This window comes from Stutzerimonas stutzeri, assembly GCF_002909485.1.
GTDB classification, from domain to species: Bacteria; Pseudomonadota; Gammaproteobacteria; order Pseudomonadales; family Pseudomonadaceae; genus Stutzerimonas; species Stutzerimonas stutzeri_AH.
Window position 1 is genome coordinate 219,799 of record NZ_PPXG01000008.1, and the last position, 23,496, is coordinate 243,294.

The window sequence follows — 23,496 nt, forward strand, 5'->3', positions numbered from 1 at the left end:
CCGTGATCGAATTCCATCAAGTCCACAAAACCTATCGGACCGGCGGCAGAGACGTCCCTGCCCTGCAGTCGACGCAGCTGGAGATCGCCGCCGGTGAAGTCTTCGGCCTGATCGGCCACTCTGGCGCCGGCAAGAGCACGCTGCTGCGTCTGATCAACCGCCTCGAGGAACCCTCCGGCGGGCGCATCCTGGTCAACGGTGAAGATGTCACCGCGCTCGATGCCGACGGTCTGCGGCGCTTCCGCCAGCGCGTCGGGATGATCTTCCAGCACTTCAACCTGCTGATGTCCAAGACCGTGGCCGACAACGTCGCCATGCCGCTGCGCCTGGCCGGCATCCGCTCGCGCAGCGAGATCGACGCCCGCGTCGCCGCCCTGCTTGACCGCGTCGGCCTCAAGGACCACGCACGCAAATATCCGGCGCAGCTCTCCGGTGGCCAGAAGCAGCGCGTCGGTATCGCTCGCGCGCTGGCCACCGAGCCGAGCATCCTGCTCTGCGACGAGGCCACCAGCGCCCTCGACCCGCAGACCACCGCATCGGTGCTGCAACTGCTGGCCGAGATCAACCGCGAGTTGAAGCTGACCATCGTGCTGATCACCCACGAGATGGACGTGATCCGCCGCGTCTGCGACCGGGTCGCGGTGATGGATGCCGGTGCCATCGTCGAACAGGGCCCGGTGACCGAGGTATTCCTGCACCCCAAGCATCCAACCACCCAGCGCTTCGTGCTGGAAGACGAGGCGATGGACGAAGGCGAGATGCACGATGACTTCGCCCATGTGCCGGGCCGCATCCTGCGCCTGACCTTCCAGGGCGACTCCACCTACAAGCCGCTGCTGGGCACCGTCGCCCGCGAAACCGGCGTCGACTACAGCATCCTTTCCGGGCGCATCGACCGCATCAAGGATACCCCCTACGGCCAGCTCACCCTGGCGCTGATCGGCGGTGACATGACCGCGGCAATGGCGCGACTGCAGGCCGCTGATGTGCATGTGGAGGTGCTGCGCTGATGGAAGCCCTTTTCAGCTCTTTGTTGGGGAATGTCGACTGGTACGAGATCTGGCTGGCCACGCTGGACACCCTGCTGATGCTCGGCGGCTCGCTGCTGTTCACCATCCTGCTCGGCCTGCCGCTGGGCGTGCTGCTGTTTCTCTGCGGCCCGCGCCAGCTGTTCGAGAATGGTCCGCTGTATGCCGCGCTGTCCTTCGTGGTCAACGTGCTGCGCTCGCTGCCGTTTATCATTCTCTTGATCGTGATGATTCCCTTCACCGTGCTGATTACCGGCACCTCGCTGGGTGTCGCTGGGGCGATTCCGCCGTTGGTGGTGGGCGCTGCGCCGTTCTTCGCCCGGCTGGTGGAAACCGCGCTGCGCGAAGTGGACCGCGGCATCATCGAGGCCACCCAGGCCATGGGCGCCACCACGCGGCAGATCATCTTCAGCGCATTGCTGCCGGAAGCGCGTCCGGGCATCATCGCCGCCATTACCGTCACTGCCATCACCCTGGTGTCCTACACCGCGATGGCCGGTGTGGTGGGGGCCGGCGGCCTCGGTGACCTGGCCATCCGCTTCGGCTACCAGCGTTTCCAGACCGACGTGATGGTGGTCACCGTGGTCCTGCTGCTGGTGCTGGTGCAGGTGTTGCAAAGCGTCGGCGACAGACTGGTCACCCACTTTTCACGCAAATGAACCGCAACCAGGGCGAGCGAACCTTCGCACCCCGCTCAACTTACGAAGGAACCGAACGATGAAGAAACTGATTGTCGCCCTGGCCGCCGTTGCCGCATTTTCCGCGCAGGCCGAAACCTTGAACGTGGCTGCCACCGCCGTACCGCACGCCGAGCTGCTGGAGTTCGTCAAGCCGCAACTGGCCGAGCAGGGCGTGACGCTGAACGTGAAGGTCTTCACCGACTACGTGCAGCCGAATATCCAGGTCGCCGAGAAGCGTCTGGACGCCAACTTCTTCCAGCATCAGCCGTACCTGGATGAGTTCAACAAGGGCAAGGGTACCGATCTGGTCAGCGTCGCCGGTGTGCATATCGAGCCCTTCGGCGCCTATTCCAGCAAGCACAAGTCGCTTGATGCGCTGCCCAATGGCGCCAACGTGGTGATCCCCAACGACGCCACCAACGGCGGTCGCGCGCTGCTGCTGCTGGCCAAGGCCGGCGTGATCAGCCTCAAGGATGGCGCCGGCATCACTGCCACGCCAAAGGACATTGCCGACAACCCCAAGCGCATCAAGGTGCGTGAGCTGGAAGCGGCGACCCTGCCGCGCGTGCTGACCCAGGTCGACCTGGCGCTGATCAACACCAACTATGCGCTGGAAGCCAAGCTCAACCCCACCGAAGACGCCCTGGTCATCGAAGGTAGCGACTCGCCCTACGTGAACATTCTCGTCGCCCGTCCGGACAACAAGGACAGCGACGCCATGCAGAAACTGGCCGCCGCGCTGCACAGCGAGGAAGTGCGTCAGTTCATCCAGGAAAAATACAAAGGCGCCGTCGTTCCGGCCTTCTGACCACGACAGCATTGCCCAGTGACAGAAAACCCCGCCTCGGCGGGGTTTTTTTATATCCAGCGGGTCGCCGTCGCGAAGCCGGGCTGACCGAGCCGTGGGTGCCGTGCTTGGCGGGGCAAGCCGCAACGCCAATACCAAGCTGCGTTTCGCTCCAGATCATCATGCGAGACCGGGACAAGACCGTCAGACGCGGCAGCCACCTCCTGCATCCGCTCCCACCGGCTCGTCACAACCCTGCCCACCATCAGGCCGACCTTTCAGCCAGATCGGCGCCAAGTAGCCCATGGTCAGGGCAAAGGCTGTCAGCCAACCAAGCCCGGCGAGCATGTTCAGCAGGGGGACGGGAGTGCCGGGCAGCCCGGCGAGGGCGCGCAGCAGTGCGGCGAATACCAGCAGGCAGGCCGCGATCGGTACCCAGCGCCGCTGATCCAGTGCGTAACCGCTGTGAGTACGCCCCGCGATGCACAGCACGGCCAGAATTGATACCCCCATGGCCCCCAGTGTCAGCAGATGGCGCCCGGCGCTGCTGGCATAACCCTCGGCGAGCAGCGAGACACCGAGTGCCCCATAACCCAAGGCCATCAGCCAGTAGACGCTGTAGAGCATCAGCGACCAGCGTTCCAGCAGCGCTCGGCCGATGTGCCAGTCGTTGAGCAGATTGAGCATGGCGGCGGCTGTGGCTAAGGCCAGCCAGCCGTTCAGCGGCGCCGGGAGGGCCAGCCATTCGGCGAGGGTGAACAGGCTGATGCAGAAGATCGCCAGGTTGCGTCGTGGCGGGCGGGCGCGGTAGTCCTCGACCACATCGTGCCCGGCATCCCGGCGTACCTGAATGGCGTCGTTGAGGATGCGCATGGAGATTCGGCTCATGGCCACCACGATCAGCACCATCATCACGCCGATGCCAGCATACAGCCAGCGCATCGGGTACTGGCCGGCGACGGCGTCGACATGAAAGCCCACAGTCACCAGCGCCAGCGCGCCGAGTCCACCGAAAAAGCCGTACTGCCGGCGTAGCGGGTCGCCCAGCAGGCGCGGTGCGAGCAGCACAACCAGGGCGATGGCGAAGGCACTGTTGAACAGCGCCGCCGGCCACGGCCCGATGACGCCGGAAAGCCAGAAGCTGAGCCGAGCCGCTAGCCACAGCAGTAGAAAGCCGAAACCTACCTGCCGACCGAATGCCGCGGTGGAGGTAAATTCCGGCACCGCAGTGAGGACGAAGCCGGCGACTGCCGCAAGGCCGAAGCCGAGCAGCATTTCGTGGGCATGCCAGACCAGCGGACCGCCCGGCACGCCCGGCAGCGGTACCCCGAACCCGAGAAAGCCCAGCCAGAGTGTGATGCCGGCCACGGCCAGCAGTACGGTGGCGAGAAACAGCGGACGGAAGCTGCACAGCAGCAACGGCCAGGCGGTGAGTCGCGGTGATAAGGACTTCAGCATCGTGAGCGCGCTCTGCTGGCGGTGGGTGAGGGGGCTGCCTCGCGAATGGCGAACTTGGCGCCGGTGGGCAAGGCCTGCGGCGCGCGGCTGGCCAGGCCGAAGCTCTCTCGCACCGCCGGCAACTGCAGCAGTTCGGCGGTGTGTTGGTAGATCCAGGCATCGCTGCGCTGCACGGGTGGCAGATCCAGCTCCAGGTGGCTGACGATGCGCCCCGGCTTCGCCGCCATGACCAGGATGCGGTCGGCCAGCCGCACGGCTTCCATCAGGTCGTGGGTAATCATCAGCACGCCCATGCCGCGCGCGGCCTGCTCGGCCAGCAGCAGGGCATAGAGGTCTTCCTTGAGGCCGATATCCAGTGCGGCGAAGGGTTCGTCGAGTAGCAGCAGATCCGGCTGCAGCACCAGTGCGCGCGCCAGGGACACGCGGCTCTGCATGCCGCCGGAAAGCTGGTGTGGAAATTTGCCGAGATCGCCCGCGGCTAGGCCCAGGCGCAGCGCGAGGGAACTGGCCTGCTGCAGGCGTTGCTGCCGCGCCATGCCGGCCGCCTTGAGGCCCAGGGCGATGTTGTCGACCGTGGTTTTCCACGGCAGCAGCCGCGGTTGCTGGAACATGCTGGCGGGGTTGCCGAAGCCGTTGTCGATTCGACCTTCCTGCACGTCCAGCAGTCCGGCACAGAGGTGCAGCAGGGTGGTCTTGCCGCAGCCCGAAGGGCCGACCAGGGCGACCACTTCGCCTGCCGCCAGGTTGAAGTCGATGCCGCTGAAGATTTCGTCGCGACCAAAGGCGTGGGCCAGGCCGTGGATGTGCAATTGCGTCATGAAGACACCTCGCGCCAGCGCTCGACTTCGCGCTTGATCGGTTCCAGCAGCAGGTACTCCACCGCCAGCAGCAGGCCGACCACCGCGGTGATCCAGGCCATGGTCGCGCTGGTATCCAGGTGCGAGCGCGACACCGCGAGCGCGGCGCCGACGCCGTCCTGGGTGGCGAGCAACTCGGCCATCACCACGATCTTCCAGGCCATGGCGAGTGCGGTGATCCAGGCCGGAAACAGGTAGGAGACGACATGCGGCAGATAGACATCGAGCAACAGCATCCGCCGCGGCAGGCGAAATGCCAGGGCCATGTCCTTGAGCTGGTTGTCCAGCGTACGGGTGCCTTGCAGTGCACCGACGAACACCAGCGGAAAGCTGGCGATGAACACGGTGAACACCGGAGTGCCGTCGCTGGCGCCGAACCAGAGCATCGCCAGTACCAGCCAGGCGATTGGCGGCATGCCCATGAGCACGGTAACCAGTGGCCGCGCCATCATCGAGGCGGTCATGGAGACACCGGCGGCGAGCCCGAGCACGCTGCCGACCACCACGGAAAGAGCGAAGCCGAGCAGCGCCCGGCGACTGGTGGCCAGCAGCTCCGGCCAGGCGGCCCCTTCATCGATCAGCTGGAGCAGACGGGCAAAGGTGTCCAGCGGCGTAGGCAGCACCAGTGCGCCATAGTGACTGGCCACTGCCTCCCAGCCCGCCAGCAGCAGAAACAGGCTGGCTAGCGCGCCCCAGCCGCTCCACAGATAGCCGGGCAAGCTGGTTAGCCAGCTGCGCAGGAGGCTCATGGCTGATCGCTGACCGGCGAGTAGAAGTCATCGGACGGCAGCTTGCCGCCGATCAGCGCCGGATTCCTCTGCAGCAACAGTTCGAACAGATACTCGACTTCCGCCCGCGCCTCGGCGGCGGGCACGGCGTCCATCTGCGCCACTGCCAACGAATCGGTTACCGATGCAGCGCTGAGCATCGGCAGGTGTTTGGCGACCAGCTGGCCACAGCGCTCGGCGTTGGCGCTGCACCATTGCAGCGAGTCGGCGTAGGCCTGGGCGATCCGTGCGGCGATATGCGGCCGGTCCTTCACGCTGGCCATCAGCGCGATGCCAGCCTGCGGGATGCGTGCTTCGCGTTGCAGCAGGCGGCCCCACTCCTGTTGCAGGTCGACACTGCGATACAGATCCGGCGCGATCAATCCCAACGGCCCTTCGCTGGCCTTGCGCAGGGCCATGGAGATTGCCGGCTCGGCCAGCAGCGCGTGGTCGGTACGGCGCATCAGCAACAGCTGCATCGCGTCGATTGGGGTGGCGACGTAGCGTAAACGCAGGTCCTTGCGTACATCGATGCCGGCACGCTCGGCCAGCAGGCCAAAGAGGATGTCCGGCATGTCGCCACGGAACGGCATGGTGATCTCCTTGCCGCGAAGATCGTCCAGGGTGCTCAGGCCCTGTTCGCGGGACACCAGCCAGAGCAAGCCCCAGGTCGAAACGTTGAGCATGCGCAGCTTGGCGCCGCGGTTGTACAGGTTGGCGGCGACGTTAACCGGCATGGCCAGCACGTCTGCCTGCTCGTTCAGCGCCAGCAGGCGCAGCTGGTCGGGATCGCGCCAGCTGACGAACTCCACCTTGTCCGCCAGATCGTCCAGCGCACCGGATTCGACCATGTGAATCAACGGATTCGATACCGACGAGGAAGGGCCGGCCAGGCCCAGGCGTGGCAGCTTGTCCGCCAGCGCTGGTGCTCCAGCCACCAGCAGAACAGCCATCAGCAGGTGGCGGAGCATCAGAAGCTACCGCTCAGCGCGACGGTGACGCCGCGCCCGGGTGCTTCCAGCTCGTTGCCGCTGATGCCGTCAGCCAGATGCTCATGGTAGGCCTTGTCGAACAGGTTGCTCAGGCGCGCATCGAGGTTGGCGGTCTGCAGTACACCGATCTTGCCGAAGCCCCAGCCGAGGCTGGCATCGGCGGTAACGAAGCCTGCGGTACGGTCCTCGCCACCGCGTGTGAACTCGGTCGCTACACGATCCTGTTCGGCGACCGCACGCAGCTGGGCATGCCAGTAGAGGCCGCGCTCGGCCGGCTGGCCAATGCCCAGGGTAAGCTCGTGGGCCGGCATCTGGTTCAGTGGTTCGTCGTCCTGTTTGTTCTCACCGCGCAGCCAGGTGAAGCTGCCGTCCACCACGAAGGCGCCAACGCCCTTGCTGGCGCTGCCTTCGAGGCCGTAAATCACGACTTTGTCGAGGTTCTCGGTGCGCTTGATCGGCAGCCCGTTGGGCGCGTTGGTGCCGGTCACGCGGCCGGCGATGTAGTCGTCGATGCGTGTGTGGAAGGCAGCCAGCTGATAGGTGAAATCGCCATCGTTACCCTTGAGACCGAGCTCGAAACTGGTGGAGCGCTCGGCGTCCAGCTGCGGGTTGCCGACGTGAAAATAGCCGTCGCCGCGCGGCGCATCGTCATAGCGCTCGCGCATGTCGGCGGCGCGGTAGGCCTGGCCAACGTTGGCGTAGAGGTTGAGGGTGTCAGTCAGCGGTTGCAGCGCACCCAGCGACCACGACAGGTTGTGGTCAGTGCTGTCCAGGCCGCTGGTTGTAAATGAAGGACCGGTGCCCTTGGCTTGGGCATCGGCGCTGACGCGGTCGTAACGGGCTCCGGCGGTGAGGCGCGTCTGGCCGAGGTCGAATTCGTCCTGCACGAACAGCCCGTAGGACTCGATCTCGGCATCCTTGAAGGGGTCGTTGCGCTGGTTGTTGTTGAAGGTCGGCGGGCCATCCACGTAGCGCTCCGGATCGCCGGTCATCTTCCAGCCGTCGACGCCTACCGTCAGCAGGTGATCGGCGACCGGCACCACCCAGCTCGAGCGCAGCCCGTGAGTAATGAAGCTGACGTTGTTGCGTACGTAGTCGCGGTCGAGGCGCTCGGAGTAGGCACGGATCTCCCGGTAGACCTCCTGACGATAGAGTTCGGTGGTCAGGGTGCCTTCCCCGAGGCCGTTTTCCAGACCGATCTGGAACAGCTCGCGCTGCTGTTCCGGCGAATGGATGGTCGCGGTGCCGAGTGGTACCGGGATGCCGGCACCGCCCGGCTGGCCACCAGTACGCGCCGAGCCCGGGTACCAGACGTCGCGGTCGGTGTGGCGCTGGACGTTCAGGTTGACGCTGACATCCTCGGCCAGGCGCTGCTTGTACTTGAGCAGCAGGGTATCGGAGCTGTAGCCGGTGTTCTCTTCGGTACCGTTGGGGCTCTTGTAATCGTTGACCTTGCGCCCGGCAACGCCCAGCACCAGGGCATGATCGGAGCTGGAGTCGCGCAGCAGCGTGGCGCCGGTGAAGCCCTTGTCGACGCTGCTGGCGCTGGTGGAGAAACGTCCGCTGCGCTCGTCCTGCTCGGTGAAGCGTGCCTGCGGCGTGATCAGGTTGACCACCCCGCCCATGGCCCCGCTGCCGTACAGCACCGAGCCCGGCCCCTTGACCACCTCGGCGCGTTCCAGCAGGCCGAGATCGAGCATTGAGGCCAGCGAGCCCTGCGGCTGGCCGGAGTTGACCCGCACGCCGTCGACCATCAGCACCACGCTTTCCTTCTTCATACCGCGTAGCACCGGGTTCTGGCCCCAAGCGCCGTCGCTGTGCACGGCCAGGCCCGGCTTTCCGCGGAACAGGCTGCCGGCCGGCGCTGCCGTTTCAGTTGGCTGTGCTTGCAGGACCTCGATGGCTTGCGGAATGTCCTGCGTCGCGGCCTCGTAGCCCTTGGCGGTGACGACCGTTTCCTGCAACTCCAGGGGCGCGGCGAGTACGGAAGAGGTGCTGACGGCCAGGCAGGCCAGGGCGAGCGGGTGAAGGCGGAGAATCATTGAGCTGCTCCCAGGTGGTTCGTCGGCTGCGAAACCGACTGGATGGGAGCGATTCTCGTTTAGTTGATAATAATTATCATTTGATCGGAATCAAGTTTATCGGTAATGCCGTCGCCGCTCGCTTATTGCTGCCAGTCGCAGAAACAGGCGACGGCCAGCGAATGCGTGGCGCGCACCTTACGGCCGGCGAGTACCGCGTCGAGGATTGGCTCGACGAAGCTGTTGTCCGAGCTGCACACAGCGCCCTCGCTGTAAGGCCCGATATAGACAAGCTCGCCGCTCTGGTCCCAGATGCCCACAGCAGGACTGGCCGGCAGTTGCTCGGAGCCGGGCAGGGCGCTGAGGGATTTGAGCGATAACAGCGGTTGCGGCAAGCGGCCCTTGCTGCCCGGCTTGCGGACTTCGTAGAAATCGACGGGTTGCCCGGCGAAGCGTTTCAGCAGTTCTTCCAAGTGCTGCTGATTGCCGACATTGCAGGGACAGCTTGGGTCCCAGAAATGCACGAAGCGCACTGACCCCGGGCCCTGTAGCTCTGCAGGCAGGCGCAGTGCATCGCCGGAGAACAGCTCGGCACGCTCACCGTCGAAGGTGCGCAGATAGCGCGCCTCGAACCACCAGAAGGCGGCCAGCATGGCGCCGCCCCAGAGCAGAGCGACCAGTGCAGCAATCAGGTATTTGCGACAAGCACTCATGGTGGGCTCCGATGTGGGTGCGCAAGCTTGCCATGGCACGACGCAGAGCAGAATATTCCGAGTCCTTGCCAACCGAAGAAAGTCCATGCCCGCGCGTATCCAGCCCGATCGCCTGCGTAACAGCCTGCCCGCCCTGTGCGAAGCAGCTGACGCATCCGCCGAAACGTTGCACTACCAGGCCTATTACGGCCTGGACATGCCGCATCGGGGAAATGTGCAGCGGCGGCTGGGGCGTTTTCGCGTGCACGATTACGACGTGGTTGCCCAGGCCTGGTGGCCTGAACAGCCCCACGCCAGCCTGCTTATTCTGCACGGCTACTACGACCACATGGGCCTGTACCGGCATGTGGTCGACTGGGGGCTGGAGATGGGTTTCGCCGTGCTCGCCTGCGACCTGCCGGGCCACGGGCTGTCCAGCGGTCCGCGCGCCAGTATCAACGAATTCGACGAGTATCAGGCCGTGCTGAGCGGGTTGTTCGAACAGGCGCGTCAGCTTGATCTGCCGCGGCCCTGGCATCTGCTTGGCCAGAGTACTGGCGGTGCGATCGCGCTGGATCACCTGCTGCATCAGGCCGACAACCATGACCTGGGCCGCACCATCCTGCTTGCCCCGCTGGTGCGTCCGCGCGCCTGGCTGCGCTCACGCGTCAGCTACGAACTGTTGCGGCGTTTCGTGCAGCAGATTCCGCGAACCTTCAGCGAGAACTCCGGCGACCCAGCCTTTCTCGAGTTCGTCCAGCGCCAGGACCCGCTGCAGCCGGACGTCCTGCCAACAGCCTGGGTCGGTGCGCTGTCACGCTGGATTCCGCGTATCGAGGGCGCGGCTGACAGTGCGCATTCGCCGCTGATCATCCAGGGGGAGGCGGACATGACGGTGGACTGGCAGTACAACCTGCCGATCCTCGAACGCAAGTTCGCCGGCGCGGAGGTTCTGCGTCTGCCCGGTGCTCGTCACCATCTGGTGAACGAGCGTGAAGAGTTGCGCCAGGCGTATTTCGACTTTCTGCGCGAGCGCCTGAACTAGCGCCGCGCAAGCAGTCAGTCAGATGCCTTGCTGCGGTTCCAGCTCGGTTCCGCTCATACCCACCGCGAGTCCGGCCCGCAGCGCCTTCAGCGCCGCCTGGTAATAGGACTTGCCCTCGTCGGACTGGGCGAACTGTACGTATTCCTCCAGCTCGGCGTCGGACAGGTCTCGATAGACATACAGCAGGGTATTGTCGAGGTCGGCTTCGGCCTGCTCGATCAAACGCTGGCGCTGGCTGCTCAGCAGACCCTGCGCCTGATTGCCGCCGAGCAGGCCGGGAATCATCTGGCTGAGGCTGTCGGCGGCCACACCGGCCAGCGCCAGGCTGACCTCCGCGCCCGCTTCGCTGGCCGGAATGGCGGTAGCCAGATGGCGGATGAGCAGTTGCCGGTTGCTTCCGGCCTCCACCCGCGGCAGGCCGTTGACGTGCTGCGCCAGTTGCTCGCGACGTGCGGCGAGCACTTCGGCAGAAACGATCTTGCGTCCCAGCGGGCTCTGGAAGAACTCCAGCGGCGGTTGCGGCTCGGCCAGGTTGTCACGCAATGCCTGCTGTGCGCGCTGATCGATGGCATGGGAGGCGAAACGGCGATTGCTGTTGGTCACCAGAGCCTGAAATACCGCCGGCGGCAGGGTGTCCTTATAGCGCTGCTGGGCTGCGGTCAGCGCATCGGCGAAATTGGCTCGCTGTTCGGTCCAGCCAGCGGTTTCATAGAGCTCGTTGTAGGTGTCGGCGAGGCTGTTGATGCTCAATGTCAGCAGTACACAGGCTAAGAGGGCGCGCATGGAAGCTCCTGTATGGCGGGCGGTTCATTTTCCGTGCCCCGGCGCATGCTTGTCGAGGCGTACAAGTGCTGCAGACATCTGGCGCAGCGACGGTGCTTGTGGCGGAGTCTCAACAGACCCTAGACTCCTGCGGTATCCCTTCGGAGTCACTTCCTTGCAGTTCTCTTCGATCATCGACGACCTGGCCGAGCGCGGCTGGTCGCTAAAGAGTTCTTTCCTTCCCAGTGATGTGACCCACAAGCTGGCCGACGAGTGCCGCAAGCGTGAGGCCGAAGGGGCGCTGGCGCCTGCGGGAGTTGGCCGTGGCGAAGCGCAGGCAGTGCGCGAGGGCATTCGCAGCGATCATATTCAGTGGCTGGAGCCGGGCCAGGCTGTGGTGTGCGATCACTACCTCACGGTGATGGATGAGCTGCGTCAGACGCTCAATCGCGAGCTGTTCCTCGGTCTGGAGGAGTTCGAGTGCCATTTTGCCTTCTACCCGCCAGGCGCCTTCTACCAGACGCATCTGGACCGTTTTCGCGATGACGACAGTCGTGCCGTCACCGCGGTGCTGTACCTGAACCCGGACTGGCAGCCCAGCCACGCCGGTGAGCTGCGCATGCATTTCCCCGACGGCAGGCAAATGGATGTGCCGCCGCTGGCCGGCAACCTGGTGGTCTTCCTCTCCGGTGAATTCCCCCATGAGGTGCTGGTCACCCAGGCCGATCGTCTGTCGTTGACCGGCTGGTTCCGGCGGCGCCCGGCGGATGTGCTTGCGATCTGACGAAGCTTTCTCCAGCCGAAAAAAAGCCCGGCATACGCCGGGCTAAAGGGAAGTAAGCGTTGAGGGTTACATGCCCAGCCAGTTCGGCAGTGCCAAGGAAATCGATGGCACGTAGGTGATGACCACCAGGAAGCTCAGCATCAGCGCCAGCCACGGCATCACTGCGCGGATGACCTGGGTAACCGGCATACCCGTCACCGCCGAGGCGACGAACAGGTTTAGCCCCACGGGTGGTGTTATCAATCCGATCTCCATGTTCACCACCATGATGATGCCCAAGTGAATCGGATCGATGCCCAGCTGAATGGCGATCGGGAACAGAATCGGCGCCAGGATCAGAATGATTGCCGACGGCTCCATGAAAGCACCGGCCACTAGAAGGACGATATTCACCACCAGCAAGAACATCCAGGGTTGCAGGCCTGCTTCGATCACCCAAGCGGTGATTGCCTGCGGAATCTGTTCGGTGGTCAGCACGTGGGCGAAGAGCATGGCGTTGGCGATGATGAACATCAGCATGATGCTCAGCTTGCCCGACTCCAGAATCACCTTCGGGCATTCGCGCAGCGTCATGTCTTTATAGACGAACAGCGCGATGAAGGCCGAATACACCGCCGCCACGGCTGCAGCCTCGGTGGGTGTGAACATGCCGGAGTAGATGCCGCCGAGGATGATCACCATCAGCAGCAGGCCCCAGAGCGCCTTGCGTGCAGCCGAGAGCCACTCGCGGAAAGATGCGCGCGGCAGCGCCGGCAGGTTCTTTTTCACCGCGATAATGTAGATCGCCACCATCAGTGCCAGGCCGAGCAGAACGCCCGGTATCACGCCGGCCATGAACAGCTTGCCCACGGACTGCTCGGTAGCAGCGGCGTAGACCACCATCACCACCGATGGTGGGATGAGGATACCCAGGGTGCCGGCGTTACAGACGATGCCGGCGCCGAAAGCCTGCGGGTAGCCGGAGCGCACCATGCCCGCAATGGCAATGGAACCGACTGCGGCCACGGTTGCCGGTGACGAACCGGACAGCGCGGCGAACAGCATACACGCCAGTACTGCGCCAATTGCCAGGCCGCCACGAATGTGGCCGACGCAGGCGTTGGCGAAATCGATCAGGCGACGTGCTACGCCGCCCGTCGTCATGAATGAGCCAGCCAGCAGGAAGAACGGGATCGCCAGCAGCGTGTAGTGTTCGGAGGTCTCGAACAGCTTGATCGCCAGCGAGCGCACCGAGTCCTGGCTGAAGATCATGATCGTCAGCGAACCGGCCAGGCCCAGGGAAACGGCCACCGGCACACCGATGAACATCAGTGCGAAGAGGGCGACGAACAGGAACAGAATGGTCATTACTTGGGCTCCTCTTCGCCGAGCTTGATGGCATCGGCCGCTTCATCGGCGAGGCCGAGGCCGGTCTGCTCGTTGCGCAGGATACGCACGAAGATCTCGGCGAAACGGATGAACACCATGGCGAAGCCGAATGGCACGATCATGCCTATGTGCCATTGCTTGATGCCGACATGACCGAGGTCTTCCGCACCGATGTTGGCGATGAACAGTGCCTGGATCCATTCGAAGCTGGCGACGGTCAGCAGGCCCGCGTAACCCAGGCAGAACAGGCAGGCAACGATGCCGATGACGCGCTGAATGTGGCGCGGCGCCAGCTTGACTAGGGCGTCGACACCGATGTGGCCAGCGGTGCGCACGCCGTAGGCAAGGCCGGAAAAGATCAGCCAGGCGAACAGTGCTTTGGTCAGCGCGGTACTCCAGGTCATGGCCTGAGCCAGGCCGATGATGAAGTCGCCGATGCCGAACCAGAAGTCGGCGCTTCCTTCGAACCGGTCGCCCAGATCGTAGAAGAGCGTGTAGAGATTGTTGAGGATCACGTAGACGAAGGTCACCAATGTCATGGCGGCCAGCAGAAAGGCGATGAAACCTTCCTCGAAGCGATCCCAGACGCGCCAGAGGGCGTTCATGGATGACATCTCCCGATGGACTGCTGTTATGCGAAGGCAGCACGGAGGTGCGCCGTGGACCAGCCGGGGTAGGCTGGGAGACAGAGCAATGAAAAACTCTTGTTGTCGCCATCGAAGGGGCGTGGCCCGGGATCACCTCGGCCTGGCCTTTCTGCCCTTGGGTGCGGGCATGATCTTCGCTAGCTGCTTTGTTTTTTCACTGAGCTGTCGGGTTTCGCTGGTGGTGCAGCAAAGGGGCGGGGTACCGCCCCTCGGCAAAGGCTTATTGAGCCTTGTTGGCAGCTTCGGCAGCCTGAATCAGGTTGGCTCCGATTTCGCCTTCGAACTTCTTCCAGACCGGCTTCATGGCTTCGCGCCACATTTCGCGCTGCTCTGGGGTCAGATCGATGATTTCAGTAGTGCCTGCATCGACGATGCGCTGCTTGTCGCCCTGGTTCAGCTCTTCGGCCTGCTTGTTCACCGCTACAGTCACTTCGTCCAGAATGGTCTCCAGTTCGCTGCGAATGTCAGCCGGCAGACCGTTCCAGAACTTGGTGTTGGTGATCACCATGTAGTCCAGCAGACCATGGTTGGACTCGGTGATGTACTTCTGCACTTCGTGCATTTTCTGCGAGTAGATGTTCGAGTAGGGGTTCTCGGCACCGTTTACCACGCCAGTCTGCAGGCCTTGGTAAACCTCAGCGAAGCTCATCTTGCGCGGGTTGGCGCGCACGGCCTTGAACTGCTCGTCCAGTACGGCGGAAGCCTGTACGCGGAACTTCAGACCACGGGCGTCCTTGGGCTCGCGCAGCGGCTTGTTGGCCGACAGCTGCTTCATGCCGTTGTGCCAGTAGCCCAGACCGGTGATGTTCTTGTCTTCCATCGAACGCAGCAGACTCTGGCCGGCTTCGCCTTTCTGGAAGCGGTCGACTGCCGCGATGTCATCGAACAGGAACGGCAGGTCGAAGACCTGAATGCCCTTGGAGTAATGCTCGAACTTGGCCAGCGACGGAGCGATCAGCTGAACGTCGCCCAGCAGCAGGGCTTCCATTTCCTTGCCATCACCGAACAGCGAGGAGTTCGCGTAAACCTGAACCTCGACCTTGCCGGCCAGACGCTCTTCCACCAGCTTCTTGAACATCAGGGCGCCCTGGCCTTTCGGCGTGTTTTCGGCGACCACATGGGAGAACTTGATGGAGATCGGGTCGGCCGCGTGGGCCAGACCAGCGATGCTAAGCGACAGGGCGCATGCCAGCGCCTTGGCAGTCAGTTTGAACATGGGTGTTTCCTCTTGTTGTGGATGGGTCGCCACGGGGCGTCCCGGCAGTAACCAGCTGGGCAAGTCTAGGCGTTCTAGCCATGGGGCGACGCTCGATCGCCACTCGTTCCGTCCGGTTCATTGAGTTTCAGGAGCAATGCCTGTGCCAATAGCGAGCAGAGCAGCCTGAGGGCATGGAGTTTACCCAGCAACAGATGAAGGTTTGAATGGCCAATCGCCAACAAGTGCGTCTAAGTCGCACCTTTGCGCCGGGCAGATGCTATTTGCGGGGCTCGCTGGCGCGGCGTTGTCAGGTGCGGCGATCGCTTCGGTCAAAACAAGCTGCATGGCGGTTTCCCGCCATCTACTCGCTTTCATCAGGCGAGCTTCCGCCAGTGTCGGTTGCGCTCAGGCCATGCTTGCGCAGCTTGTCGTGCAGCGTCTTGCGGGGCAGGCCCAGGGCCTCGGCAACGCTGCGCAGTGAACCGTGGGGACGGTTCAGCTCAGCGGCGATCAGAGCCTTTTCGAAGGCCTCCACCTGCTCGCCCAGGCTGCCGCTACCGGCAAGGCCCCCGGCCGGTTCGTCGCCCGGTAGCTCAAGCCCCAAACCCAATCCCAGGGCGAAGCGCTCGGCGGTGTTCTGCAGTTCACGCACGTTGCCTGGCCAGGCGTGACGTAGCAAGGCCGCGCGCTGCTCCGGCTGCAGCTCATGTATTGGCAGGCCGTGGCGCTGCGCGGCGGTCTCGGCAAAGTGCTGAAACAGCAGGAGGATGTCCTCGCTGCGCTCGCGCAGCGACGGAATTCGCAGCGGTGCCACATTGAGTCGGTAATACAGGTCGGCGCGGAATCGGCCCTGATCGGCAGCAATCCGCAGATCCTCCTTGGTTGCCGCGATGACACGGATATCCAGCGGTATCGACTGATTGCCGCCGAGGCGTTCGACGACCCGCTCCTGCAGCAGGCGCAGCAGCTTGACCTGCACGTCCAGGCTCATGCTCTCGATCTCGTCGAGAAACAGTGTGCCGCCATTGGCGAACTCGAATTTGCCTATCCGACGCTTCTGCGCGCCAGTGAACGCCCCCGGCTCATGCCCGAACAGTTCGCTTTCCACCACCGATTCGGCCAGCGCGCCGGCATTGATCGCCACGAACGGACCGCTGCGCCGGCTGGACAGGTCATGCAGGGCCCGAGCCACCACCTCCTTGCCGGCACCGGTCTCGCCGAGAATCAGCACGTCGGCCTGGGTGCTGGCCAGCGCGCCGATCTGTTCGCGCAGGCGCAACATCGCCTTCGACTGTCCGAGCAGGCGCGCCGAAAGCTGCTGACGGTCGGCCAGGGCCAGGCGCAGGGAGCGGTTGTCCAGCACCAGCTGACGTAGCGCCAGGGCGCGGCGCACGCTGTCCAGCAGCGCTTCGCTGGGGAACGGCTTTTCCAGAAAATCGTAAGCCCCGGCGCGCATCGCCTGCACCGCCAGCTGGATGTCGCCGTGGCCCGTGATCAGGATCACCGGCAGTTCGCTGTCGCGTGTGCGCAGCTGCTGCTGCAGTTCCAGTCCATCGATCCCAGGCATGCGGATGTCGCTGACCACTACGCCCGGCCAGTCCACCGGCAGCCGTGCGGCCAGGTCGCGGGCGTCGCCCAGGCTGACCACCTTGAGGCCGGCCAGATCGAGGGTTTGGCTCAGGGCCTGGCGCAGGTGTGGATCATCATCGATCAGCAGCACCTGCGCCTGGGCGCTGATCGGGTTGTCGCTGCTCATTGGAAGTGGTCCTCGGTGGGGAAGGCGACGCCGGGCTCGGCGCTGCGCAGAAACAGCCCAAGCTGCGCGCCACCCTCGGGGTGATTGCTCATGCGCAGCTCGCCGCCCAGGGCGCGAGTAAGCGTATCGCAGATCGCCAGGCCGAGCCCCAGGCCTTGAGCGCTGGTCTTGGTGGTGAAGAATGGCTCGCGGGCGCGCTGCAGGGCTTCAGCGCTGAAACCCGGGCCGTTGTCGCGCAGGCTGAGCAGCACGCCGTCGCCCTGCAGTTCTGCGCGCAGCCAGATGCGCCGCGGCGGTGGTCGCTCGGCCAGCGCGTCGAGCGCATTGGCCAGCAGGTTGGCGAGGATCTGCCGCAGCCGCGTTTCGCCTGCCTGCACCCATAGCGTGGCCTCCGGGAGATCGCGAATGAGTTCCACGCCCATGCCCTGGCGACGCTTGGCGAGCAGCGCCAGGGCATCGTCCAGAGCAGGCTGCAGCGCAACCCGCTCCGGCGCATGCTGGTCGCGGCGAGCGAAGGCACGCAGGTGGGCAATGATCGAAGCCATGCGTGCGGTCAATTCGCTGATCAGCCGCAGGTTGTCGCGGGCTTCGGCGTTGCGCTGTTGATCGAGCAAAACGCCGGCGTTGTCGGCGTAGCTGCGGATGGCCGCCAGCGGTTGGTTGAGTTCGTGGCTGATGCTCGCCGACATGGTGCCCAGGGCTGACAGCTTGCCAGCCTGCAGCAGTTCGTCCTGGGCGCGCACCAGCTCCTGCTGCGCCTGTTCGCGCTCCAGCACTTCGACCTTGAGCCGGCTGTTCAGCGCTTCCAGGTCATGGGTGCGTTCGAGCACACGCTGTTCCAGCTGCTGGCGTGCCTTGGTATCCAGCGCCATGCGTTCGATGAAGTGACGGCGGCGCTGCATCAGCAGGCCGAGCCAGAGCAGCAGTGCCAGCAGCATGGCTGCGCCGATGGCGACCACGGTGCGCACCGGGCGCTCGATCAGGTTGATCGGCGCGAGGATACGCACCGTCCAGCCGGTTTCCTTCAGCTCCCGGCTCTGGATCAGCCAAGCATCGATGTTCAGCGTCAGGTCCTGCGGATACAGAGTCGTATAGGGCTGATCGACAGCGATCTGTTCGCGTTCGTCGACACCTAGGCCACGGGTAGCGCGAAAGCGCCATTCCGGGCGGGAGGTGAGAATAACCACGCCGAAGTTATCGGTCACCAGCAGTTGTTCCGGGGTGTTGCCCCAGAGTGTCTCGGTGTGGTCCAGGTCGACCTTGACCACCAGCACGCCGAGGATGCCATCGTCGTCGCGTACGGCGGCGCCGAAGTAGTAGCCGCGCTTGCCGGACGTGGTTCCAAGGCCGAAGAAGCGTCCCAGGTGACCTTCCATGGCCTGGCGGAAATAGGGGCGGAAGGCGAAATTGCGGTCGACGAAGCTGTCTTCCTCATCCCAGTTCGAGGCCGCCAGGGTGGTGCCGTCCGTACCCATGAGATAGATCACGTCAGCGCCGGTCTGGTTGCGCAGGCGTTTGAGCAGGCGATTGGCATTGTCCCGCACAGCCGGTGCCTCGGCCTGCTGCAGAACGGCGCGTAGCGCCGGCAGATCGCCGAGGATGCGCGGCAGCACCTCGTAGCGGTTCAGCGTACCGAGCAGATTGGCCACGTACAGGTCGAGGGTCTGCCGGTTCTGTTCGGTCAGCTCATTGCGGTAATAGCGCTCGGCAAGCTGCTGCAACGGCCAGAGCAGTGGCGCGAGCAGCAAGGCCAGGAGGGCGAGGTTGCGCCAGCGAGGGCGGCGAGGAGGATGCAGTGCGGTCATGCGTGGGCGCCTGGGTGTCGGGCGCATTATGCATGCAGAGAGCTCCGGCGTTCAGTACCGGTGTGCGGGCCGGGCCCGGAGGGCGGGCTGGAAAAGCCGTCGCGGCAGCTTTTTGTACCGCGCCAGCCGCTCCCTGCTCAGCGGCCGGTAGCGGCGGTTTGGGGAGTGTTGGTGACGCCGAAGTGATGGGATTGAGCAATGCATTCGTGCAGTGCGGTTTCCCAGTCCGGCAGTCGGACGCCCCAGTCGCTTTGCAGGCGTGCGCAGTTAAGCCGGGAGTTGAGTGGGCGTTGTGCCGCAGTCGGATAGTCCTTCGACTGGATGGGCGTGATCTCGGCGCGCAAGCGGCCCTGTTGGCGAAGCTGCTCGGCGATGCTGCAAGCAAAGCCGTACCAGGATGTCTCGCCGCTAGCGGTAAGGTGATACAGACCGCTAGGGCCCGCGTCGCCTGCACTGCGCTTGCGCACCATCTCGGCGGTGGTACGGGCGATGGTGGCCGCCCAGGTCGGCGCACCGACCTCATCACTGACGATCGACAGCGAGTCACGCTCCTGCAGCAGCCGCTGCATGGTCAGCAGGAAGTTCTTGCCGTGCTGCGAATAGACCCAGCTGGTCCGCAGGATCAGGTATTCGCCACCGACCGCCTGTATGGCCTGCTCCCCGGCCAGCTTGCTGGCACCGTAGACGCTCAGTGGCTGCGGGACGTCGGCTTCGCTGTAGGGTTCGGTCTTGCGGCCGTCGAACACGTAGTCGGTGGAATAGTGGATCAGCGGTACACCAAGGCGCGCAGCTTCTTCGGCGAGCACCTGCGGCCCTCGCGCGTTGACCGCGAAGGCCAGCTCGCGATGGCTTTCCGCCGGGTCGACGGCGGTGTAGGCCGCCGCATTGATGATCAGGTCCGGCCGCAACAGGCGCACCTGTTCGCGAATCTGTTCCGGATCAGCCAGGTCCAGTGCGTTGTGCCCAAGCGCCAGCAGCTTGCCGGCACCCGCCAGCTCCAACTGCAGCTCACGGGCAAGTTGCCCCTTGCTGCCGGTGATCAGGATTTTCATGGAAACAGCTCCGCATCGCTGAGGCGCTTGCCAGCCTGGTCCTTTGCGGACAGCTGTGGCGGTTCGTCGAACGGCCATTCGATGCCGAGCTCCGGATCGTTCCACAACAGGCTGCGCTCGTGCTCTGGCGCGTAGTAGTCGGTGGTCTTGTAGAGGAACTCGGCGCTTTCGCTGAGTACCACGAAACCATGCGCGAAGCCCTCTGGGATCCACAGCTGACGCTGGTTCTGCGCGCTCAGGTGAGTCCCGACCCAACGGCCGAAGCTCGGCGAGCTCTTGCGCAGATCGACGGCGACGTCGAAGACTTCGCCGGCCACCACGCGCACCAGTTTCCCCTGCGGTTGCTGAATCTGGTAATGCAGCCCGCGCAGCACGCCGCGCTGGGACTTGGAGTGGTTGTCCTGGACGAACTGCCGCTGGAGCCCCGTGGCCGCCTCGAAGGCGGCCGCATTGAAGCTCTCGTAGAAGAAACCGCGTTCGTCGCCGAAGACCTTGGGCTCGATGATCAGTACGTCGGGAATGCTGGTTTCGATGATTTTCATGCGTCTTCACCCGCCAGTTTGAACAGATACTGGCCGTAGCCGGTCTTGCCCAGAGCGTCGGCGCGGCGCAGCAGCTGCTCGCGATCGATCCACTTGTTCTGGTAGGCGATTTCTTCCAGGCAGGCGACCTTCAGGCCCTGACGGTGCTCGATGGTCTGCACGTATTGCGAAGCTTCCAGCAGGCTGTCGTGGGTACCGGTATCGAGCCAGGCGAAGCCGCGGCCGAAGCGCTCGACATTGAGGTCTCCGCGCTCGAGGTAGGCCATGTTGACGTCGGTAATCTCAAGCTCGCCGCGTGGCGACGGCTTGATCGACTTGGCAATCTCGATCACGTCGTTGTCGTAGAAATACAGGCCGGTCACCGCATAGCTGGACTTGGGCTTCTTCGGCTTCTCTTCGATGGACAGCGCTTTGCCGGTCTCGTCGAAGTCGATCACCCCGAAACGCTCCGGGTCCTTGACCCAGTAACCGAATACGGTGGCGCCGGTCGGCTGGGCCGCGGCACGTTGCAGCTTCTCGGTGAAGTGCTGGCCGTGGAAGATGTTGTCGCCGAGGATCAGGCAAACTGAGTCATCACCGATGAATTCTTCACCGATCAGAAACGCCTGCGCCAGGCCATCCGGCGAAGGCTGCTCGGCATAGGTGAAATTGACGCCGAACTGGCTGCCATCACCCAGCAGGTTCTTGTACTGCGGCAAGTCCTGCGGGGTGGAGATCAGCAGGATGTCGCGGATGCCAGCGAGCATCAGCACCGAAATCGGGTAATAGGCCATCGGCTTGTCGTAGATCGGCAGCAGCTGCTTGGATACGCCAAGGGTGATGGGGTGCAGACGAGTGCCGGAGCCTCCGGCGAGGATGATTCCTTTCATGCGTTCTCCAGTGCGCCAAGGCGCTCGCGTTGATAGCTGCCGTCCTGAACGCGACGGCACCATTCGAGGTTGTTCAGATACCACTGCACGGTCTTGCGCAGCCCGGTCTGGAAGGTCTCTTCCGGCACCCAGCCCAGTTCACGCTCGATCTTGCTGGCATCGATCGCATAGCGCAGGTCGTGGCCAGGACGATCCTTGACGAAGGTGATCAGATCTTCATAGCGCGCAAGCCCGGCAGGCTTGCTCGGCGCCAGCTCTTCCAGCAGTGCGCAGATGCCGCGCACCACCTCGATGTTCTTCTGCTCGTTATGGCCGCCGATGTTGTAGGTCTCACCGACCTTGCCTTCGCTGACCACCTTGAACAGTGCACGGGCATGGTCCTCGACGAATAGCCAGTCGCGAATCTGCGAGCCATCGCCGTAAACAGGCAGCGGCTTGCCATCCAGAGCATTGAGGATGACCAGCGGGATCAGCTTCTCGGGGAAGTGATAAGGACCGTAATTGTTCGAGCAGTTGGTGATCAGCACCGGCAGGCCGTAAGTACGCTGCCAGGCGCGAACCAGGTGATCCGATGAGGCCTTGCTTGCCGAGTAGGGCGAGCTGGGCGCGTACGGCGTGGTTTCGGTGAACAGATCGTCGACACCGTGCAGGTCGCCATACACCTCGTCAGTGGAGATGTGGTGGAAACGAAACGCCTCGCGCCGTTCGGCCGACAAGCTCTGCCAATAGGCGCGGGTGGCCTCCAGCAACTGATAGGTGCCAACGATGTTGGTCTGGATGAACTCGGCCGGGCCGTCGATGGAGCGGTCGACGTGGGACTCGGCGGCCAGATGCATGATGGCGTCCGGCTGAAACTCCAGCAGCGCCTCGCTGACCCGCTCACGATCGGCGATGTCGGCCTGGAGGAACTGATAGCGTGGGTTGTCTTCCACAGTTACCAGCGACTCCAAGTTGCCGGCATAGGTCAGTTTGTCCAGGTTGAGCACGCTGTGCTCGGTATCGAGAATGAGGTGGCGGATCAGTGCGGAGCCGATGAACCCGGCTCCACCGGTAACGAGAATGCGCATAGTGATGTGGCTTCCTTGGCGCGCTGTCGAGCGTCAGGCTCTTAGCATGTCGGCACGATAGACCGGCCACTGATACAAAAATTCCCGAGCGCCTCGGGGTGTTGGGTAACCGACTGGTTACTAAGGTAACCATAGGGTGCTGGCGTAATGCCAGAAAGGCGCAGAATAGAGAGGTCGAGCAGCTGTCGGACGGCCCGATGCGGCTATCGCAAGGACTTGCGCAGTCGCGACAGCGCACCAAGAAAAAACACCGTGCCTATGAACGCCAACGCCAGCAGTTGCGGCCAGATCACCGATGCGCCAGCACCGCGGAACAGGATCGCCTGGGCCAGTTCAATGAAGTGCGTGGTGGGGGCTGCCAGCATGATGTTCTGCACCAGCTGGGGCATGCTCTCGCGTGGGGTCATGCCGCCGGAGAGAATCTGCAGCGGCATCAGCACCAAAATGATCAGCAGGCCCAGTTGCGGCATCGAGCGTGCGACGGTGCCGAAGAAGATGCCCATGGATGTGGTGGCGAACAGATGCAGCGCTGCGCCAGCCACGAATAGCATCAGCGACCCCTGGATCGGAATCTGCAACCAACCCTCGACGATAAAGCGCAGAGCGAACGCCGACGCGAGCAGTACCACCAGTCCCATCGCCCAGACTTTAGCCAGCATGATCTCGAACGGTGTGACCGGCATGACCAGCAGGTGCTCGATGGTGCCGTGTTCGCGCTCGCGGATAAGCGCCGCGCCCGTGAGAATGATCGAAAGCATGGTGATCTGGTTGATCACTTCGTTGACGGCACCGAACCAGGAACGCGTGAGATTGGGGTTGAACGCGGTGCGTACCACGGCTTCGACCGGCAGGGCGGTGTTGGCGCGATAGCGCTTAACGAAAGCGGTGACTTCGTCGTTGATGATCTGCTGGATGTGCCCGGCGCCAGTAAAGGCCTGGCTGACCTGGGTCGCATCGACGTTGAGCTGAATGGTCGGATTGCGTCCGGCCAGCAGGTCCTCCTGAAACCCTGGCGGAATGTTCAGCGTGAAGGTGTACAGGCCCGCGTCCATACCACTGTCCATCTGCCGCAGGTCGATGGGCACCGGTGGCAGGAAATAGGGCAGCTGGAAGGCATTGAGTATGCGCCGCGAGGCCTGGGACTGATCATCGTCGACCACCCCGAGCGTGGCGCGGTGGGGCGCTTCGGGCAACGCAGTGGCCGCAGTGTAAATGGCTAGGGTGAAGGCGTAGACGATCAGTACCAGCAACGCCGGGTCGCGGTACAGGCTGCGTAGCTCCTTGAGCCCCAGCTGGAAGACGTTGCCGAGTGTACGCAT

Annotated in this window: 22 protein-coding genes; 5 read left to right on the forward strand and 17 right to left on the reverse strand. The window is 63.8% G+C overall.

Going from position 1 to position 23,496, the window contains the following annotated elements; genetic code table 11:
- Positions 1-2: 2 nt before the first annotated feature.
- The 3 genes from CXK91_RS18960 to CXK91_RS18970 are packed head-to-tail and all read left to right on the forward strand — an operon-like array spanning position 3 to position 2,516.
- Positions 3-1,010 carry a methionine ABC transporter ATP-binding protein gene (locus CXK91_RS18960; RefSeq protein ID WP_103457614.1) on the forward strand — a complete coding sequence of 336 codons (1,008 nt, stop codon included), beginning with the start codon at positions 3-5 and terminating at the stop codon, positions 1,008-1,010.
- Positions 1,010-1,687 (forward strand): methionine ABC transporter permease, encoded by a 678-nt coding sequence (locus CXK91_RS18965; protein WP_103457615.1) that lies wholly within the window; start codon positions 1,010-1,012, stop codon positions 1,685-1,687. The genes CXK91_RS18960 and CXK91_RS18965 overlap by 1 nt, the downstream gene beginning before the upstream one ends.
- Before the next feature lie 58 nt (positions 1,688-1,745).
- On the forward strand, positions 1,746-2,516 hold the full coding sequence (locus tag CXK91_RS18970) for a MetQ/NlpA family ABC transporter substrate-binding protein (RefSeq protein ID WP_003282415.1): 771 nt from the start codon (positions 1,746-1,748) through the stop codon (positions 2,514-2,516).
- 183 nt (positions 2,517-2,699) lie between these two features.
- On the opposite strand, the gene CXK91_RS18975 is transcribed toward CXK91_RS18970, so the two are convergent.
- The 6 genes from CXK91_RS18975 to CXK91_RS19000 all read right to left on the reverse strand — a co-directional run bounded on the left by CXK91_RS18975 (position 2,700) and on the right by CXK91_RS19000 (position 9,303).
- Positions 2,700-3,953 carry an NnrS family protein gene (locus tag CXK91_RS18975; RefSeq protein ID WP_103457616.1) on the reverse strand — a complete coding sequence of 418 codons (1,254 nt, stop codon included), beginning with the start codon at positions 3,951-3,953 and terminating at the stop codon, positions 2,700-2,702.
- Positions 3,947-4,771 (reverse strand): ABC transporter ATP-binding protein, encoded by an 825-nt coding sequence (locus tag CXK91_RS18980; protein WP_103457617.1) that lies wholly within the window; start codon positions 4,769-4,771, stop codon positions 3,947-3,949. The genes CXK91_RS18975 and CXK91_RS18980 overlap by 7 nt, the downstream gene beginning before the upstream one ends.
- Complete coding sequence (locus tag CXK91_RS18985) at positions 4,768-5,559, reverse strand: ABC transporter permease (protein WP_103457618.1); 792 nt, start codon at positions 5,557-5,559, stop codon at positions 4,768-4,770. The genes CXK91_RS18980 and CXK91_RS18985 overlap by 4 nt, the downstream gene beginning before the upstream one ends.
- Positions 5,556-6,548, reverse strand: coding sequence for an ABC transporter substrate-binding protein (locus CXK91_RS18990; RefSeq protein WP_103457619.1), 993 nt, complete (start codon positions 6,546-6,548; stop codon positions 5,556-5,558). Before CXK91_RS18990 ends, CXK91_RS18985 begins: the two co-directional genes overlap by 4 nt.
- Entirely contained in the window at positions 6,548-8,611 is a 2,064-nt protein-coding gene (locus tag CXK91_RS18995; RefSeq protein WP_103457620.1) for a TonB-dependent receptor plug domain-containing protein, read from the reverse strand. The genes CXK91_RS18990 and CXK91_RS18995 overlap by 1 nt, the downstream gene beginning before the upstream one ends.
- A 122-nt stretch (positions 8,612-8,733) precedes the next feature.
- A complete protein-coding gene (locus CXK91_RS19000) occupies positions 8,734-9,303 on the reverse strand; it encodes a DUF6436 domain-containing protein (protein ID WP_103457621.1) in 570 nt (189 codons plus the stop codon).
- An 85-nt stretch (positions 9,304-9,388) separates the two neighbouring features.
- On the opposite strand from CXK91_RS19000, the gene CXK91_RS19005 reads away from it, so the two are divergent.
- Positions 9,389-10,327: an alpha/beta hydrolase gene (locus CXK91_RS19005; RefSeq protein ID WP_103457622.1), complete on the forward strand. Its 939-nt coding sequence runs from the start codon at positions 9,389-9,391 to the stop codon at positions 10,325-10,327.
- Positions 10,328-10,345: 18 nt separating this feature from the next.
- Here the strand turns inward: CXK91_RS19005 and CXK91_RS19010 are convergent, their stop codons facing one another.
- Complete coding sequence (locus CXK91_RS19010; protein WP_103457623.1) at positions 10,346-11,110, reverse strand: hypothetical protein; 765 nt, start codon at positions 11,108-11,110, stop codon at positions 10,346-10,348.
- Positions 11,111-11,264: 154 nt separating this feature from the next.
- Between CXK91_RS19010 and CXK91_RS19015 the strand changes: the two genes are divergently transcribed.
- Positions 11,265-11,873, forward strand: a complete 609-nt coding sequence (locus tag CXK91_RS19015) for a 2OG-Fe(II) oxygenase (protein ID WP_058063291.1) — start codon at positions 11,265-11,267, stop codon at positions 11,871-11,873.
- A 66-nt stretch (positions 11,874-11,939) separates the two neighbouring features.
- On the opposite strand, the gene dctM is transcribed toward CXK91_RS19015, so the two are convergent.
- The 10 genes from dctM to CXK91_RS19065 form a co-directional block, all read right to left on the reverse strand.
- Positions 11,940-13,220, reverse strand: a complete 1,281-nt coding sequence (dctM, locus tag CXK91_RS19020) for a C4-dicarboxylate TRAP transporter large permease protein DctM (protein WP_003282430.1) — start codon at positions 13,218-13,220, stop codon at positions 11,940-11,942.
- Entirely contained in the window at positions 13,220-13,846 is a 627-nt protein-coding gene (locus CXK91_RS19025) for a TRAP transporter small permease (RefSeq protein ID WP_103457624.1), read from the reverse strand. Before CXK91_RS19025 ends, dctM begins: the two co-directional genes overlap by 1 nt.
- Before the next feature lie 262 nt (positions 13,847-14,108).
- Positions 14,109-15,104 carry a C4-dicarboxylate TRAP substrate-binding protein DctP gene (gene dctP / locus CXK91_RS19030; protein ID WP_103457625.1) on the reverse strand — a complete coding sequence of 332 codons (996 nt, stop codon included), beginning with the start codon at positions 15,102-15,104 and terminating at the stop codon, positions 14,109-14,111.
- Positions 15,105-15,447: 343 nt separating this feature from the next.
- A complete protein-coding gene (locus CXK91_RS19035) occupies positions 15,448-16,842 on the reverse strand; it encodes a sigma-54-dependent transcriptional regulator (protein WP_103457626.1) in 1,395 nt (464 codons plus the stop codon).
- Positions 16,839-18,647, reverse strand: coding sequence for a sensor histidine kinase (locus tag CXK91_RS19040; protein ID WP_103457627.1), 1,809 nt, complete (start codon positions 18,645-18,647; stop codon positions 16,839-16,841). The genes CXK91_RS19035 and CXK91_RS19040 overlap by 4 nt, the downstream gene beginning before the upstream one ends.
- A gap of 137 nt (positions 18,648-18,784) precedes the next feature.
- A complete protein-coding gene (rfbD, locus tag CXK91_RS19045; protein ID WP_103457628.1) occupies positions 18,785-19,699 on the reverse strand; it encodes a dTDP-4-dehydrorhamnose reductase in 915 nt (304 codons plus the stop codon).
- Positions 19,696-20,241 carry a dTDP-4-dehydrorhamnose 3,5-epimerase gene (rfbC, locus tag CXK91_RS19050; RefSeq protein ID WP_102833205.1) on the reverse strand — a complete coding sequence of 182 codons (546 nt, stop codon included), beginning with the start codon at positions 20,239-20,241 and terminating at the stop codon, positions 19,696-19,698. The genes rfbD and rfbC overlap by 4 nt, the downstream gene beginning before the upstream one ends.
- On the reverse strand, positions 20,238-21,110 hold the full coding sequence (gene rfbA / locus CXK91_RS19055) for a glucose-1-phosphate thymidylyltransferase RfbA (RefSeq protein WP_003282440.1): 873 nt from the start codon (positions 21,108-21,110) through the stop codon (positions 20,238-20,240). Before rfbA ends, rfbC begins: the two co-directional genes overlap by 4 nt.
- On the reverse strand, positions 21,107-22,177 hold the full coding sequence (rfbB, locus tag CXK91_RS19060; protein ID WP_103457629.1) for a dTDP-glucose 4,6-dehydratase: 1,071 nt from the start codon (positions 22,175-22,177) through the stop codon (positions 21,107-21,109). Before rfbB ends, rfbA begins: the two co-directional genes overlap by 4 nt.
- Before the next feature lie 203 nt (positions 22,178-22,380).
- A complete protein-coding gene (locus CXK91_RS19065; protein WP_103457630.1) occupies positions 22,381-23,496 on the reverse strand; it encodes an ABC transporter permease in 1,116 nt (371 codons plus the stop codon).

Excerpts from the sequence above, each read along its gene's own strand:
- CXK91_RS19035 (WP_103457626.1), bottom strand. The coding sequence starts at position 16,842 with ATGAGCAGCGACAACCCGATCAGCGCCCAGGCGCAGGTGCTGCTGATC.
- CXK91_RS18995 (WP_103457620.1), bottom strand. The coding sequence starts at position 8,611 with ATGATTCTCCGCCTTCACCCGCTCGCCCTGGCCTGCCTGGCCGTCAGC.
- dctM (WP_003282430.1), bottom strand. The coding sequence starts at position 13,220 with ATGACCATTCTGTTCCTGTTCGTCGCCCTCTTCGCACTGATGTTCATC.
- CXK91_RS18970 (WP_003282415.1), top strand. The coding sequence starts at position 1,746 with ATGAAGAAACTGATTGTCGCCCTGGCCGCCGTTGCCGCATTTTCCGCG.
- rfbC (WP_102833205.1), bottom strand. The coding sequence starts at position 20,241 with ATGAAAATCATCGAAACCAGCATTCCCGACGTACTGATCATCGAGCCC.
- CXK91_RS18990 (WP_103457619.1), bottom strand. The coding sequence starts at position 6,548 with ATGCTCCGCCACCTGCTGATGGCTGTTCTGCTGGTGGCTGGAGCACCA.
- CXK91_RS19025 (WP_103457624.1), bottom strand. The coding sequence starts at position 13,846 with ATGAACGCCCTCTGGCGCGTCTGGGATCGCTTCGAGGAAGGTTTCATC.
- CXK91_RS19000 (WP_103457621.1), bottom strand. The coding sequence starts at position 9,303 with ATGAGTGCTTGTCGCAAATACCTGATTGCTGCACTGGTCGCTCTGCTC.
- rfbD (WP_103457628.1), bottom strand. The coding sequence starts at position 19,699 with ATGAAAATCCTGATCACCGGCAGCAAGGGGCAACTTGCCCGTGAGCTG.
- CXK91_RS19040 (WP_103457627.1), bottom strand. The coding sequence starts at position 18,647 with ATGACCGCACTGCATCCTCCTCGCCGCCCTCGCTGGCGCAACCTCGCC.
- CXK91_RS19065 (WP_103457630.1), bottom strand. The coding sequence starts at position 23,496 with ATGCGTACACTCGGCAACGTCTTCCAGCTGGGGCTCAAGGAGCTACGC.
- CXK91_RS18980 (WP_103457617.1), bottom strand. The coding sequence starts at position 4,771 with ATGACGCAATTGCACATCCACGGCCTGGCCCACGCCTTTGGTCGCGAC.
- CXK91_RS19005 (WP_103457622.1), top strand. The coding sequence starts at position 9,389 with ATGCCCGCGCGTATCCAGCCCGATCGCCTGCGTAACAGCCTGCCCGCC.
- CXK91_RS18965 (WP_103457615.1), top strand. The coding sequence starts at position 1,010 with ATGGAAGCCCTTTTCAGCTCTTTGTTGGGGAATGTCGACTGGTACGAG.
- rfbB (WP_103457629.1), bottom strand. The coding sequence starts at position 22,177 with ATGCGCATTCTCGTTACCGGTGGAGCCGGGTTCATCGGCTCCGCACTG.
- rfbA (WP_003282440.1), bottom strand. The coding sequence starts at position 21,110 with ATGAAAGGAATCATCCTCGCCGGAGGCTCCGGCACTCGTCTGCACCCC.
- CXK91_RS18985 (WP_103457618.1), bottom strand. The coding sequence starts at position 5,559 with ATGAGCCTCCTGCGCAGCTGGCTAACCAGCTTGCCCGGCTATCTGTGG.
- CXK91_RS18975 (WP_103457616.1), bottom strand. The coding sequence starts at position 3,953 with ATGCTGAAGTCCTTATCACCGCGACTCACCGCCTGGCCGTTGCTGCTG.
- CXK91_RS19010 (WP_103457623.1), bottom strand. The coding sequence starts at position 11,110 with ATGCGCGCCCTCTTAGCCTGTGTACTGCTGACATTGAGCATCAACAGC.
- dctP (WP_103457625.1), bottom strand. The coding sequence starts at position 15,104 with ATGTTCAAACTGACTGCCAAGGCGCTGGCATGCGCCCTGTCGCTTAGC.